This is a genomic window from Pseudomonas sp. SDO5532_S415 (assembly GCF_054071155.1).
Genome location: NZ_JBSVWS010000036.1, coordinates 22,188 through 37,665 on the forward strand (window position 1 = coordinate 22,188; position 15,478 = coordinate 37,665).

The following is a 15,478-nucleotide window of genomic DNA, read 5'->3' on the forward strand; positions in this document are numbered from 1 at the left end:
GACTCAGCTCAATATGGAGATGGTCCCCAGGTATTTCAAGGCGCGCGGCAGATTGTCGCAATCCAGGCTGTCCAGCCAGTGTAAATCAGCCCAACTGCGCAGCCAGGTGAACTGGCGCTTTGCCAATTGGCGCGTGGCGATGATTCCACGCTCCTGCATCTCGGCTGACGTCAGCTTGCCATCCAGGTAGTCCCAGACTTGTCGGTAGCCTACCGCACGTATAGACGGCAACCCGGCATGCAGGTCACTTCGCTTACGCAGGGCTACGACCTCGTCGATGAATCCCTGTTCCAACATTAAAGTGAATCTTTGTTTAATTCGCTCATGCAGTACCTGACGATTTGCCGGAGCAATCGCCAAGTTCGCGACAGTATAGGGCAATTGTTGCCGTCCCGAAGCGGCTGCTTCAGTACTTTGCGCAGATTGTTGCAGGCGTAGCGCGGTCATGCTCTGACCGCTGACGCGATAAACTTCCAGTGCTCGACTGAGCCGCTGCGGATCGTTCGGATGAATGCGCGCCGCGGAAACCGGATCGATCACCGCCAATTGTTCGTGCAAGGCTTGCCAGCCAAGGCGTGCAGCCTCTTCCTCGATTTGCGCGCGCACGTCCGGATCGGCAGCCGGCATATCGGCCAGTCCTTCGAGCAAAGCCTTGTAGTAGAGCATTGTACCGCCTACCAGCAGCGGAATTTTTCCGCGCGAGGTGATATCGGCCATGGCTTCAAGGGCGTCACGACGAAAATCCGCGGCCGAATAGCTCTCGGCCGGATCGAGAATGTCGATCAAACGGTGCGGAAACTGCGCCAGAAGCTCCTTCGACGGCTTGGCGGTGCCGATGTCCATGCCACGGTAGACCAGTGCCGAATCAACGCTGATCAGTTCGCAGGGCAGGACCTTGGTGAGTTCGATGGCCAGGTCGGTCTTGCCGGCGGCGGTCGGTCCCATCAGGAAAATGGCAGGTGGGAGCTGGCTCATCAACGACCGCGCAAAAACAGTTTGTCCAGATCGTCCAGGCCCAGTTGGGTCCAGGTCGGTCGGCCATGGTTGCATTGCCCGCTGCGCTCGGTGTTTTCCATGTCACGCAGCAGACCGTTCATTTCCGGCAAGGCCAGGCGCCGGTTGGCCCGGATCGCGCCGTGACAGGCCATGGTGCCGAGCAGTTCGTTCAGGTGTGCCTGAATCCGGTCGCTGGTGCCGTACTCCATCAGGTCGGCCAGCACATCGCCGACCAGCCGATTGGCTTCGGCCTGTTTGAGCAGTGCCGGAATCTGCCGGATGGCCAGGGTTTCCGGACCCAGGCGCTGTAATTCGAAGCCCAGTCGCTGGAACCAGGCGACGTGCTCTTCAGCGCAATCGGCTTCACGCTGGCTGACCGCCAGGGATTCTGGCACCAGCAGTGGCTGACCACTCAAGCCTTCGCTGGCCATGGCGACTTTCAGGCGTTCGTACATGATCCGCTCATGTGCGGCGTGCATGTCCACCAGCACCAGCCCCTGGGCGTTTTCCGAAAGAATGTAGATACCCTTGAGCTGCGCCAGCGCATAACCCAGCGGCGGGATGTCACCCTGCCCGGCTGGCAATGCGACCGCATTGGCCTCGGGCAGCGGCGCGAAGAACTCGCGATAGGCGGCCTGGGCTTCGGCGGCAGGCACAGCGGACTGAGGACGCGGCGTGTATTGATACTGGTAACCGGCCCCTGAGCCCGATCCGGCTGGCGCATTGAACGACGGTTGCGCTTGAGGCTGCTCCAGCAACGCATTGGCTGCCAGACGCATTTCACCCTGCGGACCGAACTCACCGGCATCCAGCCCGGTAGGCCGGACAATCGCTGTCGCAAGCGGCGCCGCCAACTGGTCTTCCGGCCGCACATCACCCAAGGCGCGGTGCAAGGTGCCATAGAGGAAATCGTGGACCATGCGCCCGTCACGGAAACGAACTTCGTGTTTGGTCGGGTGTACGTTGACGTCAACGCCCGCCGGATCGACTTCGAAAAACAGCACAAACGTCGGGTGCCGGCCGTTGAACAGTACATCGCGATAAGCCTGGCGCACCGCGTGGGCCACCAGCTTGTCGCGCACCGCACGGCCGTTGACGAAGAAATACTGCAAATCCGCCTGGCTGCGGTTGAACGTCGGCAATCCGACCCAACCCCACAGGTGCAGCCCGTTGCGTTCGATCTCGATCGGCAGCGCCTGCTCCAGGAAACCGGGACCGCAAATCGCCGCGACTCGCCGGGCACGGGCCGCATCATCGTGGGCTTCGTGCAGGCTGAGGATGGTCTTGCCGTTGTGGCGCAGATGGAACGCCACGTCGAAACGCGCCAGGGCCAGACGCTTGATCACTTCTTGCAGATGATCGAATTCGGTTTTTTCAGTCTTGAGAAACTTGCGTCGCGCCGGTGTGTTAAAGAACAGGTCGCGAACTTCGACAGAGGTGCCTACCGGATGTGCTGCCGGCTGTACGCGGGGCGCCATGTCACGGCCTTCGGTCTCGACCTGCCAGGCCTGATCGGCATCGCGGGTGCGGGACGTCAGGGTCAGGCGCGCCACGGAACTGATCGAAGCCAGTGCCTCACCGCGAAAGCCCAGGCTCATGACCTGTTCCAGGTCTTCGAGATTGCGGATTTTACTGGTGGCGTGTCGCGCCAGGGCCAGCGGCAGGTCATCGGCGGAAATGCCGCTACCATCGTCGCGCACCCGCAGCAACTTGACGCCGCCCTGCTCCACATCGACATCGATGCGTTTGGCGCCGGAGTCGAGGCTGTTTTCCAGCAACTCCTTGATCACCGAAGCCGGGCGTTCTACCACCTCGCCGGCGGCAATCTGGTTTGCCAGCCGAGGACTGAGCAGCTCGATGCGGGCAGCGTTGGTCAGCACCTGGTTCATTCTTTGGCCGCCAATTCAGTGCCAGGTATGGTCAAGTGCTGACCGACCTTGAGTTCGTCACTCGCCAGGTTGTTGGCGCTACGCAGCGCGGCCGGCGACACCTGATAACGCACGGCGATCATCGCCAGCGTCTCACCCGGATTTACCCGGTGGTCACGCGGGCCTTGGGCGATTTTCCCGGAATCACGCAGCCAGGCGATGTAAGTGCCCGGTGGCGGATTTTGCTGGAAGAATTGACGCACACCGCTGCTGATCGAGCGGGCCAGCGCCTGCTGGTGGCTCGACGCGGCAAGTTTCGAGGCTTCGTTGGCGTTGGAGATGAATCCGGTTTCCACCAGGATCGATGGAATATCCGGCGACTTCAGCACCATGAACCCGGCCTGTTCAACCCGCTGCTTGTGCAGCGGCGTGACCCGGCCAATGTTGCTCAATACTTTCTGACCGACGTTCAGACTGGAGGTCAGGGACGCGGTCATCGACAGATCGAGCAGCACGCCGGCGAGCATGCGGTCCTTGTCGTCGAGACTGACGTTACCGGCACCACCGATCAGGTCGGAACGGTTTTCACTGTCGGCCAGCCAGCGCGCGGTCTCCGAGGTGGCACCGCGATCAGACAGGGCGAACACGGAAGCACCGAACGCGGCGGTCGAAGGCGCGGCGTCGGCGTGGATCGAGACGAACAGGTCGGCGCCCTTCTTGCGGGCGATTTCGGTACGCCCGCGCAACGGAATGAAGTAGTCGCCGGTGCGGGTCAACTCGGCACGGAAACCTTTGATGCCGTTGACCTGGCGCTGCAATTCGCGGGCAATCTGCAGCACCACGTCTTTTTCGCGCTGACCGCGCGAGCCGGAGGCGCCCGGGTCTTCGCCACCGTGACCGGCATCGATCACCACAATGATGTCGCGTTTACCCGCCGGGGCCGGAGGCAGTTTGATAGCAGGCTCCGTCGGCGTGACCGGTACGGCTGGCACCGTGGCCACCGACGGCGTCGGCGCAGGCGGCGGCGCGGCATCGGCCGGGTTATCGAACAGATCGACCACCAGTCGGTTGCCGTACTGGGCGTTGGGGGCCAGGGAGAAGCTTTTCGGGGTGACGGCCTTTTTCAGGTCGATGACCACCCGCAAGTCAGTCGGCGTGCGTTGGGCCGAGCGCATGGCGGTGATCGGGGTATTGGCGCTGTTGACGTTCAGCGGCGCACCCAAGGACGCGCCATTGATGTCGATGACCAGACGATCGGGGGCCGTCAGGGTAAAGACGCTGTGCTGCACAGGGCCGGTCAGGTCAAACACCAGCCGTGTGTTGTCCGGCGCCCGCCACAGGCGAACACTGTTGACCTTCGTCTCGGCCACAGCGTCGACGGTCACCGCCAAAAACAATACCCCTACGGCAGCAACCAACGCGCGAAAGCGCATACCTAACCCCATCATTTATTTGGATTCCAATGCCAAAGCGGCACACCACGACTCGCCACGCGAGCCCTGGGACAAAATTTTCAGCGAACGCCCGCTGTCTTGCGGGCTAATGGTAATGGTCAGGTCGGGCTTTGGCAAAAAGCCTGCACCTTTATCGGGCCATTCGATCAGACACAAAGCGTCGTCTTCGAAATAGTCGCGGATACCGAGAAATTCCAGCTCTTCCGGATCGACCAGGCGATACAGGTCAAAGTGGAAGGCGCGGATATCGCCAATCTCGTAGGGCTCGACCAGGGTGAAGGTCGGGCTCTTTACCGCCCCGACGTGCCCCAGCCCCCGGATGATGCCCCGGGACAACGTGGTTTTGCCCATCCCCAGGTTGCCTTCGAGAAAGATCAGGCCGTGCCCTTTAGTGGTTTGGGCGATGCGTGCGCCAAACGCGGTCATCGCCTCTTCATCAGCCAGGTACAGGGTTACTTCAGACACGGTGCTTGCTCCTCCAACAACTGACGAATGGCTGGAATCAGATCACTGGCCGCCAGCCCGCGGCCCAATTTACCTTGCTGTTCACCGGCATTGGCGTGCAGCCAGACGGCAAGGCAGGCGGCGTCGAACGCATCCATGCCCTGGGCCAGCAGGGCGCCGACCAGACCGGCCAGCACATCGCCCAAACCGGCGGTGGCCATCGCCGGATGGCCCTGATGACACACCGCCAACCGCCCGTCGGGACTGGCGATCAGGCTGCCGGCCCCCTTGAGCACCACGACCGCTGTATATTTTTTGCTCAAGGCACGCACCGCCGCAGGGCGATCAGCCTGAACCTCAGCAGTACTCATGCCCAGCAACCGCGCCGCTTCGCCCGGATGCGGCGTGATCACACAATCCTTGGGCAAGTTCACACGTTCCTGCGCCAGCATGTTCAGCGCATCGGCGTCCCAGACTTGCGGCAGTGGTGCATTGGCGGCGGCGGACAACAAACTGTGCCCCCAGGCAGCCTGACCCAATCCGGGACCGACAACCAACACGGAAACCTTTTGCAGCAATTCCATCAACTGATTGGCCGACGAAGTACCCAACACCATCACCTCGGGAATTCGGGCCAAAGCGGCGGGCACATGTTCGCTGCGGGTCGCCACCGACACCATGCCGGCACCACTGCGTAGCGCACTTTGCGCACTGAGCAGGATCGCCCCGCCCAGACCGCGATCGCCACCGATCAGCAGCACATGACCCAATTTGCCCTTATGGGAGGTGGGCGCGCGACTGGCCAGTTGCGGCAGATTACCGGGCATCAGGCGACGGGCACTGGTGGGCGCGCGCTCAAGCAGCTGCGGATCGGCATGCAAGTCGTTAAAAACCAGTTCGCCCACCACGTCCGCCGCATCACCGGTGAACAACCCCAGTTTCAAGCCGATAAACGTGACTGTCAGATCGGCTCGCACTGCGCAGCCGAGGGTACGACCGGTATCGGCGCAGAGGCCGGAAGGGATATCGACCGCCGCCACTGGCAGCTCGCTGGCATTGATCGAGGCGATGACACTGGCGTACGGCTCACGCACGTCACCGGTCAGGCCAGTGCCCAGCAAGGCATCCAGCACGAGGCCGCGCAATTCGGAATTTGCCGTCCAGGCTTCGATAAAGACGTTTTCAGACACCGCTTCGGCATGAGCCGCCGCCGCATCACCGCGCAACTGCTGCGCATCGCCCGCCGCCAGTACCCGAACCGACCAACCGGCACGCTTGGCCAGCACGGCCACCAGATAACCGTCACCGGCGTTATTGCCATGACCGGCGACCACCGTCAATTCACTCGCCGTCGGCCACTGGCGGACCAACGCTCGCCAGATCGCCCGCGCCGCGCGCCGCATCAATTCGAAGCCCGGGGTACCGGCCGCGATCAGGCTCGCATCGAGCCCTCGGACCTGCGCAGCGCTGTACAGCGCGTCGGGTAAATCATCTTTAGTGTGCGGCATGCGTCTTCGGGCTCCGATGTCTGGCAGAATTATACGCACCTCAGCTCCGGTTTCTCTCGCCTCATGCCCGCTATTACCACAGACCTGCCCGCCCTCGCCCAATCCATCAAGGACTGGGGCCGCGAGCTGGGCTTCCAGCAAGTCGGCATCAGTGGCCTCGACCTGGGGGAGCATGAGCAGCACCTGCAGCGCTGGCTCGACGCCGGCTACCACGGTGAAATGGACTACATGGGCGCCCATGGCAGCAAACGCTCGCACCCGGATGAACTGGTACCGGGCACCCTGCGCGTGGTTTCGCTGCGCATGGATTACCTGTCGGGCGACACCAAAATGGCGCAATTGCTGGCCCAACCGGAAAAAGCCTACGTCTCGCGCTATGCCTTGGGCCGCGATTACCACAAATTGATCCGTAAACGCGTGCAACAACTGGCGGAAAAGATTCAGGCCGTGATTGGTCCGTTCGGCTACCGCGCGTTCGTCGACAGCGCCCCGGTGCTGGAAAAAGCCATCGCGGAACAGGCCGGCCTGGGATGGATCGGCAAAAACACCCTGGTCTTGAATCGTAAAGCGGGGAGTTACTTCTTCCTCGCCGAACTGTTCGTCGATTTGCCGCTGCCGGTGGACCCGCCCCACGCTACCGAACATTGCGGTCGCTGCAGCGCCTGCCTCGACATCTGTCCGACCAAAGCCTTCGTCGGCCCCTATGTGCTGGACGCCCGACGCTGCATTTCCTACCTGACCATCGAACTCAAGGGTGCGATCCCCGAAGACTTGCGACCGCTGATCGGCAACCGGGTGTTCGGCTGCGATGACTGCCAGATCGTCTGTCCGTGGAACCGCTTCGCCCGCCCTTCTGGCGAAAGCGATTTCAAGCCACGGCACAACCTGGACAACGCCGACCTGGCCGAGCTGTTCATGTGGGACGAGGCCAGGTTTCTGAGCAGCACTGAAGGCTCGCCACTCAGACGGGCGGGTTATGAAAGCTGGTTGCGCAATCTGGCGGTGGGCCTGGGGAATGCGCCTTCAACGATTCCGGTTCTGGAAGCTTTAAAAGCGCGGCGCGATTATCCATCCGAGATGGTGCGTGAACATGTCGAATGGGCGTTGCAGCAACATGCCGACCGTCAGGCCTCGTCGTTGTAGATGAACTTGGGCATTTCCCAATGAAAACGGATCGCCAGCAAGCGCAGCAGAAAACCGCCAAATAGCGTGATCAGTATCGCTTGCTCACCCGGCACGTTCAGCCAGAGACACAGCATGTAGCACCATGCCGCGGCGAACGAGACGCTGGCGTAGAGTTCGCGACGGAAGATCAACGGAATGTCGTTGCAGAAGATATCGCGCAGGATGCCGCCGAAAACCCCGGTAATCACGCCACTGACCGACGCGACCAACATGCCATGCCCCATTTCCAGAGCGGTCATGCAGCCGATCAGAGTGAACGCCACCAGACCGACGGCGTCGAGGACTAGAAACAGCGAGCGCAGATGACGCATCCAGCGGGCGGTGAACACCGTGAACATCGCCGCGATGGTCGTCAATATCAGGTATTCCGGGTGTTTGACCCAGGTCAGCGGGTAGTGGCCGAGCAGCACGTCGCGCACCGAACCGCCGCCCAATGCCGTGACGCACGCGATCAGCACCACGCCAAACCAATCCATGCCGCGACGACCCGCGGACAGGGCGCCGGTCATGGCTTCGGCGGTGATGGCGATCAGGTAAAGCATCAGCAACATGGTGGCGGTCCTTGCAGAAAGGCGCGCAGTCTACTCACTTCACCCAAGCACCAAAAGAGGGCAGAACAACCAACCTGTGGCGAGGGAGCTTGCTCCCGTTGGGTTGCGCAGCAGCCCCATTTCCTGCCAACGCTGACATTCGGGACCATACCTGTGGAATTTACGACTGCTGCGCAGCCGAACGGGAGCAAGCTCCCTCGCCACAACGGCCCGTGATCATCCCATCAGAACTTGATGAAATGCTTGCGGTAGTGCTGCAACTCGGCGATGGATTCGCGGATGTCGTCCAGAGCGAGGTGGGTGCTGCCCTTCTTGAAGCTGTCCCGCACGTCCGGCGCCCAGCGTCCGGCCAGCTCCTTGAGCGTCGAAACGTCGAGGTTGCGATAGTGGAAATAGCTTTCCAGGGATTTCATGTGGGTATAAAGGAAGCGACGATCCTGGCAGATGCTGTTGCCGCAGATCGGCGACTTGCCCTTCGGCACCCACTTCTCCAGGAAGGCGATGGTTTCCGCTTCAGCTTCAGCCATGCTGATACGGCTTTCGCGCACGCGCTGGGTCAGGCCCGAATTGCCGTGGGTGCGAGTGTTCCACTCGTCCATGCCGGCGAGGATTTCGTCGCTGTGATGAATGGCGATCACCGGCCCTTCGGCCAAGGTGTTCAGGTCGCTGTCGGTAACGATAGTGGCCATTTCGATGATGACGTCGGTATCCGGGTTCAGACCGGTCATTTCCAGGTCGATCCAGATCAGGTTCTGCGGGTTTTGCATGTGTCGGCTCCTAGGCAATGCTGCGCAGTTTAGCCTAGGCCGGTGGCAGGGCGTGCTAAACTCGCCGCCGTTTTACCTAATCGCTGCATTATTACTACGGAACACCCATGGCCAAACGCCAACTCAATCGTCGTCAAAACTGGCGCATCGAAAAGATTCAGGGCGAACGCGCTGCCCGCGCCGCCAAACGCGAGTCCTCGGCTGTCGAAGCACTCGAAGGTGGCGACCTGGGTCCGGAACAGCACGGCCTGGTGATCGCGCACTTCGGCGTGCAGGTCGAGGTCGAGGCCCGTGATGGCGAGTTGGCCGGCCAGGTATTCCGTTGCCACCTGCGCGCCAACCTGCCGGCGCTGGTGACCGGCGACCAGGTGGTCTGGCGTGCCGGTAACCAGGGCATCGGCGTGATCGTCGCGCAACTGCCGCGTAACACCGAACTGTGCCGCCCGGACAGCCGTGGTCAACTCAAGCCGGTAGCAGCCAACGTCGACATGATCGTCATCGTTTTCGCGCCATTGCCTGAGCCACACGCCAACCTGATCGACCGCTACCTTGTCGCCGCCGAGCACGCGGGAATCAAGCCGTTGCTGCTGCTGAACAAGTTCGACCTGATCGACGAGCATAACGCCCCGGCGCTGAATGCCTTGCTGGCGGTTTATCGCACGCTGGGTTATCCGGTGCTCGAAGTGTCGGCCCATCACGGCAACGGCATGGAGCAACTGCAGAAGCAACTGGACGGGCGCATCAGTGTGTTCGTCGGCCAGTCCGGCGTCGGCAAGTCATCGCTGGTCAACAGCCTGCTGCCGGAAGTCGAAACCCGTGTCGGGCCATTGTCCGAGCTGTCCGGCCAGGGCACTCACACCACCACTACCGCGCGGCTGTTCCACTTCCCCGGCGGCGGTGAGTTGATCGACTCCCCGGGCATTCGCGAGTTCGGCCTGGGCCACGTCAGCCGTGCCGACGTCGAAGCCGGCTTCATCGAGTTCAACGACCTGCTCGGCACCTGCCGCTTCCGCGACTGCAAGCACGACCGCGAGCCGGGTTGCGCGCTGCTCAAGGCTTTGGAAGATGGCCGTGTGCAACAACAACGGATGAACAGCTACCGCTCGATCATCGCCAGTTTGCCGGAAAACGGCTACTGAGCCGATTTCCGCAGACATGAAAAAGCCGCGAGATGTTCGCGGCTTTTTTTCGCCTGGGATTTTGTACTGACTCGCGCATTGCATTCGCGAGCAGGCTCGCTCCCACAAGGACAACACACGCCACTGTGGGAGCGAGCCTGCTCGCGAAGAAGGCGGGTCAGCTACCCCGACCTTCTAAATCAAGGCTTGGGCGTTTCAGCCGGTTTGGGGGCCGGGTCGTCAAACAGATTCAACCGTTCGCGAAGTTCGTGAGCCGGCAACGGCTCCTTATCCGCCGGCAACGCGTTCGGGTCGGCTGGTACTTCGCCCGGACCACCTTGCCCTTGCGTTGGCTCGGGAGCCGGTTCCGCACCTTGTGAACCTTCAATGGCACGCTGGGCTTTCTTGGTCAGCACCACGATGTCGATACGGCGGTTGACCGGGTTGAACGGATGTTCGCGATCAAACAAAGCCGACGAGGCATAACCGACCACCCGCGCCACTTGCTGATCCGGATAGCTGCCCGCGACCAGCGCGCGGCGAGCGGCGTTGGCTCGGTTGGCCGATAGCTCCCAGTTACCGAAATCACCCTGGCCGCTGTACGGCTTGGCGTCGGTGTGGCCGCTGATGCTGATCTTGTTCGGCACCGCCTTGATGGTGTCGGCCATGGCCAGCAGGATGTCTTCGAAATACGGCTTCAGGCGGGCACTGCCGGAGTCGAACATCGGCCGGTTCTCGGCATCCACGATCTGGATGCGCAGCCCGTCCGTGGTGATCTCGAACATGATCTGGTCTTTGAACTTCTGCAGCTGCGGATTCTCTTCGACCTTGTTCTGCAATTCTTGCAGCAATAACTCGAGGCGTTCCTTCTCCACCATCTCGGCCATGCCTTCGACCTGTTCGGCGTCGACAGTCACTTTGTCCGGCTGCGGCTGGGACTTCACCTCGGGGTTGAGGGTGTTTTCCGGTGCCAACTCGGGTGTACCACCCAGGTCAATAATGTAGGGCGTGCCGCTTTCAGTGAAGCCGATCGGGTCCTTGAAGTAACCGGCGATGGCAAGCTTCTGCTCCGGTGTAGCGGTAGACAACAGCCACAACACCAGGAAGAACGCCATCATCGCCGTGGCAAAGTCGGCGAAGGCGATTTTCCAGGAGCCTCCGTGATGCCCGCCGGCGTAGCGTTTGACGCGCTTGATGATTATCGGCTGGTTATTTTCCATGACTTATCTGCCGCGAACCGCTTGTTCCAGCTCGGCGAAGCTAGGGCGGTGCGCCGGGTACAGAACCTTGCGCCCGAACTCTACCGCCAGCGATGGCGGCATGCCGGAAGCCGAAGCGACCAGCGAGGCCTTGATGGCTTCGTAGACGTTCAATTCTTCCTTGGCATCGTGACCCAGGGCATGCGCCAGGGGACCGAAGAAACCGTAGGCCGCGAGAATACCGAAGAAGGTACCGACCAGTGCCGCACCAACGTGCAGGCCAATCATTTTCTGGTCACTTTCACCCAGCGAAGCCATGGTCACCACGATACCCAGGACCGCCGCGACGATACCGAAACCCGGCATGGCGTCGGCAATGCCGTTCACTGCGTGGGACGGGTGGTCCAGATCTTCCTTGAGGCTGGCGAGCTCCATGTCGAACAGGTTTTCCAGTTCGTGGGGAGCCATGTTGCCGGAGGACATGATGCGCAGGTAATCGCAGACAAACGCTGTCATGCGCTCATCCTTGAGGACCGTAGGGTACTTGGCGAAGATCGGGCTGGCGGCGGGATCTTCGATATCGCCTTCGATCGCCATCATGCCTTCGCGGCGACTCTTGTTGAGGATCTCGTAGATCAGCCCCAGCACTTCCAGATAGAAAGCGTGAGTGAAACGCGAACTGAACATTCCCAAGGCTTTCTTGAGAACGTGCATCGCCATGTGCCCCGGGTTGGCCTGGAGGAATGCACCGAGGGCCGCACCACCGATAATCATCACTTCGAAGGGCTGGATCAGGGCGGCGATTTTGCCGTGGGAGAGCACGTATCCGCCGAGCACGCTCGCGAATACGACGATGATGCCGATTATTTTAGCCATAGGTAGGAGAGCACTTACTGAGTCGGGTTCAAGGTCATATTCGGAAGTTAAAAAATCTCTTCTTCTACTTATCGGCAAAACTGCGCCAGACTATAGCCAGTTCAGGCGAAAAGCCAATTTGACCCACTCCGGGCCCAGGTAATGTTGACGATGATCGCCTCCAGACATGGCTAACGAAACGAACGTCCCGCCTGCAAAACCGACCACGCTCGAAGGCTGGGTCAAGCTTCTCGATGGCGTGCGCCTGCCGGTTCCGCTAGACAGTCACGACCTTGTCTGCCGGGCGATCCGCGACAGTCGCAGCTCGCTGCGCGACATCGCCGAATTGATGCAGGGCAGCCCGGCCCTGGCCTTGAGTGTCATTCGTCATGCCAATCGCCACACCCATGGCAGCATGACCGAGCCTGCGGAAAACCTTGAAGTCGCGATCAATCGCCTCGGCCTCAAGCGCACCGAAGAACTGCTCGAGCGCTTGCCCGCAGAGCCCATGGCCGAGATTCCGAAAGCCCTGCGTCAGCTGCAGATGATCAGCCTGCACGCCACACAACAGGCCAACGGTTTTTTTGCCAGCCGCCTGGCGCGACTATGGCAGGACATCCATTGGGGCAGCCTGCTGTTTCTGTCGCCACTGTGGCCATTGGCGCTGACGCATCCGCAATTACTCGAAGAATGGGAGCTGCGGGTCATCCACAAACGCGAGTCGGCGCGCAAAGTCGAGAAGCAACTGTTTGGCACGCGCCTGCTGGAAATCGGCCTGGCCCTCGTAGATATCTGGCGCCTGCCGATCTGGGTACAGCAAGGCTATCGGCTGCTGCTCACCGAGCAGCGGGAACTGGTGAAAGTCCTGCGCATTGCCCGCGACAACGAGCATCCCTTGCGCCAGCAGAACCGTCTCGACGACGACCCGACCCTGCGCCGCTGGCTCAATCAACCGGCCAACACGGTGCTGCTGGCCAACGGTCTGGCGCTCTCGGCACAACAGGCCTGGGACAGCCCGCACAGTGAACGATGGCAGTACCTGACCAGCCTTTACCTGCAAATGCCGATGGGCGAAGTCCAACAGCAATTGCATCAGCAGGCGGCCAATAGTGCACGCCACCACGCCATGCCCGACCTCTGGCACCCCGCCGTTGCGCTGATCTGGCCGTTGGGCACGAAACGTGTCCACGCCGGGCTGCTGCCAGCACCGGCACCCACCGCCGAAGACCTGGTGAAGTGGCGCAAACAATGTGCCGAACTGCTGGCCGAGCCGAGTCGCTTTACCAACGCCATGCACTTGACCACTTCCGCCCGTGACGCTTTGGTCGCAAGCGGTATGCGCCGGGTGATGATCCTGATGGCCGACCGCACCCATGCCAATCTTCGGGTTCACCAGACTGCCGGGTTGCCGAAGGAAGTTGCCGGCATGAATTTCGCCGTCAGCCAGAGCACCGTGCTGCAGCGCTTGCTCGCGCAGCAGGCCCAGGTGCGCCTGACACCGGACAACAACGCGCAGTTTTCCGCCCTGCTGCCCAATAGCCTGCGTTCGCAGTTCAGCGGCGAACATCTGCTGCTGCGCTCGCTTGTCAACAATGGCCGGGTGATCATGATTGTCGTGGCGGATCAGGGCGGCGGGCCGTTTTCGGAGATCACCGTGCAAGCCTTCGGCAAAACCGCACAGTGCATCGAAAAAGCGCTGCACAGCTTTAGTCAGCGCGGCAAATGACGCTGCGTTACAATCCTCCCTTTTGTGCTCTGGAGACCTCACATGTCTGACTTCTCTGGCTTGCCGCTGGTGATCGAACCGAGCGACTTGCTCCCTCGCCTCGACGCCCGCGAACTGATCCTGGTGGACCTGACCAGCAGTGCCCGCTACGCCGAAGGGCATATTCCCGGCGCACGGTTCGTCGACCCGAAACGCACGCAACTCGGTCAGGCGCCAGCACCGGGACTGATGCCGCCGCAAGCGGCACTCGAAGCCTTGTTCGGTGAGCTGGGACACAACCCCGACGCGGTCTACGTGGTTTATGACGATGAAGGCGGTGGTTGGGCCGGGCGTTTTATCTGGCTCCTGGATGTCATCGGCCACAGCAAGTACCACTATATTGACGGCGGCCTGACAGCCTGGCTGGCAGAAGGCATGCCCATGTCGATCCAGATCCCGGCTGCCGTTGGTGGGCCGGTTGCGTTGACCCTGCACGACGAGCCGACCGCCACCCGTGAGTACCTGCAAAGCCGCCTGGGGGCTGCCGACCTGGCGATCTGGGACGCGCGCGGACCGCTGGAGTTCTCCGGCGAGAAAGTCCTGGCCGCCAAGGGCGGACACATCCCCGGCGCCGTGAACTTCGAATGGACTGCCGGCATGGATCGGTCACGCAACCTGCGCATCCGCACCGATATGCCGCAAATCCTCGAACAACTCGGGATCAGCAAAGACAAAGAAGTGATCACCCACTGCCAGACTCACCATCGCTCTGGCTTCACCTATCTGGTGGCCAAGTCCCTCGGTTATCCGCGGGTCAAAGGCTACGCCGGCTCCTGGGGCGAATGGGGCAACCATCCTGACACCCCTGTAGAGAATCAAGGTTTTTAAGGACAGTTAATGAACAAGCGTCTGTTTATCGTCAGCCAGTACCTGCTACCCCACAACCTGCTCTCGCGACTGGCCGGCTGCATCGCCGAATGCCGCGTGCGCTGGTTCAAGAACGCCTTCACCGCCTGGTTCGCCCAGCGTTATCAGGTGAACATGTCCGAGGCCCTGGTCGAAGACCTGACCGCGTACGAGCATTTCAACGCCTTCTTTACCCGCGCGTTGAAAGACGGCGCCCGCCCACTGGACGAAACACCCGGGGCGATCCTCAGCCCGGCCGATGGCGCAGTCAGCCAGCTTGGCCCGATCGAGCACGGTCGCGTGTTCCAGGCCAAGGGCCACAGTTTCAGCGTGCTGGAACTGCTGGGCGGCGACGCAGCCAACGCCGCGCCATTCATGGGCGGTGATTTCGCCACCATTTACCTGTCGCCGAAGGATTACCATCGTGTGCACATGCCGCTGGCCGGCACCCTGCGTGAGATGGTCTACATTCCGGGCCGCCTGTTCTCGGTCAACCAGACCACCGCTGAAAACGTCCCGGAACTGTTCGCCCGCAACGAGCGTGTGGCGTGCATTTTCGACACCGAGCGCGGGCCGATGGCCGTGGTGCTGGTGGGTGCAATGATCGTGGCTTCGATCGAAACCGTGTGGGCCGGCCTGGTTACGCCGCCGAAGCGCGAGCTGAAAACGTTCCGTTACGACGAAGCCGCCCGCGCGCCGATCCACCTGGAAAAAGGCGCGGAACTGGGTCGCTTCAAGCTGGGTTCGACCGCTGTCGTGCTGTTCGGGCCGGATCAGGTGAAATGGGCTGAAGAGCTGGCGGCGGGTTCGCCGGTGCAGATGGGTCAGGGAATGGGTCTGCCAAAAGCCTGATCGCAGAAACACCTGTGGGAGCGAGCCTGCTCGCGATGCAGGCACCGCGGTCTATCTGATAAACCGCGGC

The 15,478-nt window shown here is 61.5% G+C and carries 14 protein-coding genes; 5 read left to right on the forward strand and 9 right to left on the reverse strand.

The window, feature by feature from the left end; genetic code table 11:
- Positions 1-3: 3 nt before the first annotated feature.
- Genes miaA through ACW9HW_RS11715 form a run of 5 tightly spaced genes read right to left on the reverse strand, consistent with a single transcriptional unit; the run spans position 4 to position 6,270 of the window.
- Positions 4-975, reverse strand: a complete 972-nt coding sequence (gene miaA / locus ACW9HW_RS11695) for a tRNA (adenosine(37)-N6)-dimethylallyltransferase MiaA (RefSeq protein WP_095192132.1) — start codon at positions 973-975, stop codon at positions 4-6.
- A complete protein-coding gene (mutL, locus tag ACW9HW_RS11700) occupies positions 975-2,873 on the reverse strand; it encodes a DNA mismatch repair endonuclease MutL (RefSeq protein WP_457399954.1) in 1,899 nt (632 codons plus the stop codon). Before mutL ends, miaA begins: the two co-directional genes overlap by 1 nt.
- 8 nt (positions 2,874-2,881) lie before the next feature.
- Positions 2,882-4,312, reverse strand: coding sequence for an N-acetylmuramoyl-L-alanine amidase (locus tag ACW9HW_RS11705; RefSeq protein ID WP_095192134.1), 1,431 nt, complete (start codon positions 4,310-4,312; stop codon positions 2,882-2,884).
- Entirely contained in the window at positions 4,313-4,783 is a 471-nt protein-coding gene (gene tsaE / locus ACW9HW_RS11710; RefSeq protein WP_095192135.1) for a tRNA (adenosine(37)-N6)-threonylcarbamoyltransferase complex ATPase subunit type 1 TsaE, read from the reverse strand.
- Positions 4,771-6,270, reverse strand: coding sequence for an NAD(P)H-hydrate dehydratase (locus ACW9HW_RS11715; protein WP_457399943.1), 1,500 nt, complete (start codon positions 6,268-6,270; stop codon positions 4,771-4,773). Before ACW9HW_RS11715 ends, tsaE begins: the two co-directional genes overlap by 13 nt.
- A 63-nt stretch (positions 6,271-6,333) precedes the next feature.
- On the opposite strand from ACW9HW_RS11715, the gene queG reads away from it, so the two are divergent.
- The gene (gene queG, locus ACW9HW_RS11720) at positions 6,334-7,413 is read left to right on the forward strand and encodes a tRNA epoxyqueuosine(34) reductase QueG (protein ID WP_457399944.1); all 1,080 of its coding nucleotides are present in this window, start codon (positions 6,334-6,336) and stop codon (positions 7,411-7,413) included.
- Here queG and ACW9HW_RS11725 read toward each other — a convergent pair.
- Positions 7,395-8,006: a trimeric intracellular cation channel family protein gene (locus ACW9HW_RS11725; RefSeq protein WP_095192138.1), complete on the reverse strand. Its 612-nt coding sequence runs from the start codon at positions 8,004-8,006 to the stop codon at positions 7,395-7,397. The genes queG and ACW9HW_RS11725 overlap by 19 nt on opposite strands.
- 224 nt (positions 8,007-8,230) lie before the next feature.
- On the reverse strand, positions 8,231-8,773 hold the full coding sequence (orn, locus tag ACW9HW_RS11730; RefSeq protein WP_457399947.1) for an oligoribonuclease: 543 nt from the start codon (positions 8,771-8,773) through the stop codon (positions 8,231-8,233).
- A gap of 107 nt (positions 8,774-8,880) precedes the next feature.
- Between orn and rsgA the strand changes: the two genes are divergently transcribed.
- Positions 8,881-9,912 (forward strand): small ribosomal subunit biogenesis GTPase RsgA, encoded by a 1,032-nt coding sequence (gene rsgA, locus ACW9HW_RS11735; RefSeq protein WP_008064125.1) that lies wholly within the window; start codon positions 8,881-8,883, stop codon positions 9,910-9,912.
- Between the two features lie 179 nt (positions 9,913-10,091).
- Here the strand turns inward: rsgA and motB are convergent, their stop codons facing one another.
- Positions 10,092-11,111, reverse strand: a complete 1,020-nt coding sequence (gene motB / locus ACW9HW_RS11740; protein ID WP_457399949.1) for a flagellar motor protein MotB — start codon at positions 11,109-11,111, stop codon at positions 10,092-10,094.
- 3 nt (positions 11,112-11,114) lie between these two features.
- Positions 11,115-11,966, reverse strand: coding sequence for a flagellar motor stator protein MotA (gene motA / locus ACW9HW_RS11745; protein WP_095192145.1), 852 nt, complete (start codon positions 11,964-11,966; stop codon positions 11,115-11,117).
- Between the two features lie 166 nt (positions 11,967-12,132).
- On the opposite strand from motA, the gene ACW9HW_RS11750 reads away from it, so the two are divergent.
- From ACW9HW_RS11750 to asd, 3 genes are read left to right on the forward strand one after another with little or no spacing between them, the layout of a single operon-like run.
- Complete coding sequence (locus ACW9HW_RS11750) at positions 12,133-13,671, forward strand: HDOD domain-containing protein (protein WP_457399952.1); 1,539 nt, start codon at positions 12,133-12,135, stop codon at positions 13,669-13,671.
- 42 nt (positions 13,672-13,713) lie between these two features.
- Positions 13,714-14,538 carry a rhodanese-like domain-containing protein gene (locus ACW9HW_RS11755; protein WP_095192147.1) on the forward strand — a complete coding sequence of 275 codons (825 nt, stop codon included), beginning with the start codon at positions 13,714-13,716 and terminating at the stop codon, positions 14,536-14,538.
- A gap of 9 nt (positions 14,539-14,547) precedes the next feature.
- Complete coding sequence (gene asd, locus ACW9HW_RS11760) at positions 14,548-15,408, forward strand: archaetidylserine decarboxylase (RefSeq protein ID WP_095192148.1); 861 nt, start codon at positions 14,548-14,550, stop codon at positions 15,406-15,408.
- Positions 15,409-15,478: the final 70 nt, after the last annotated feature.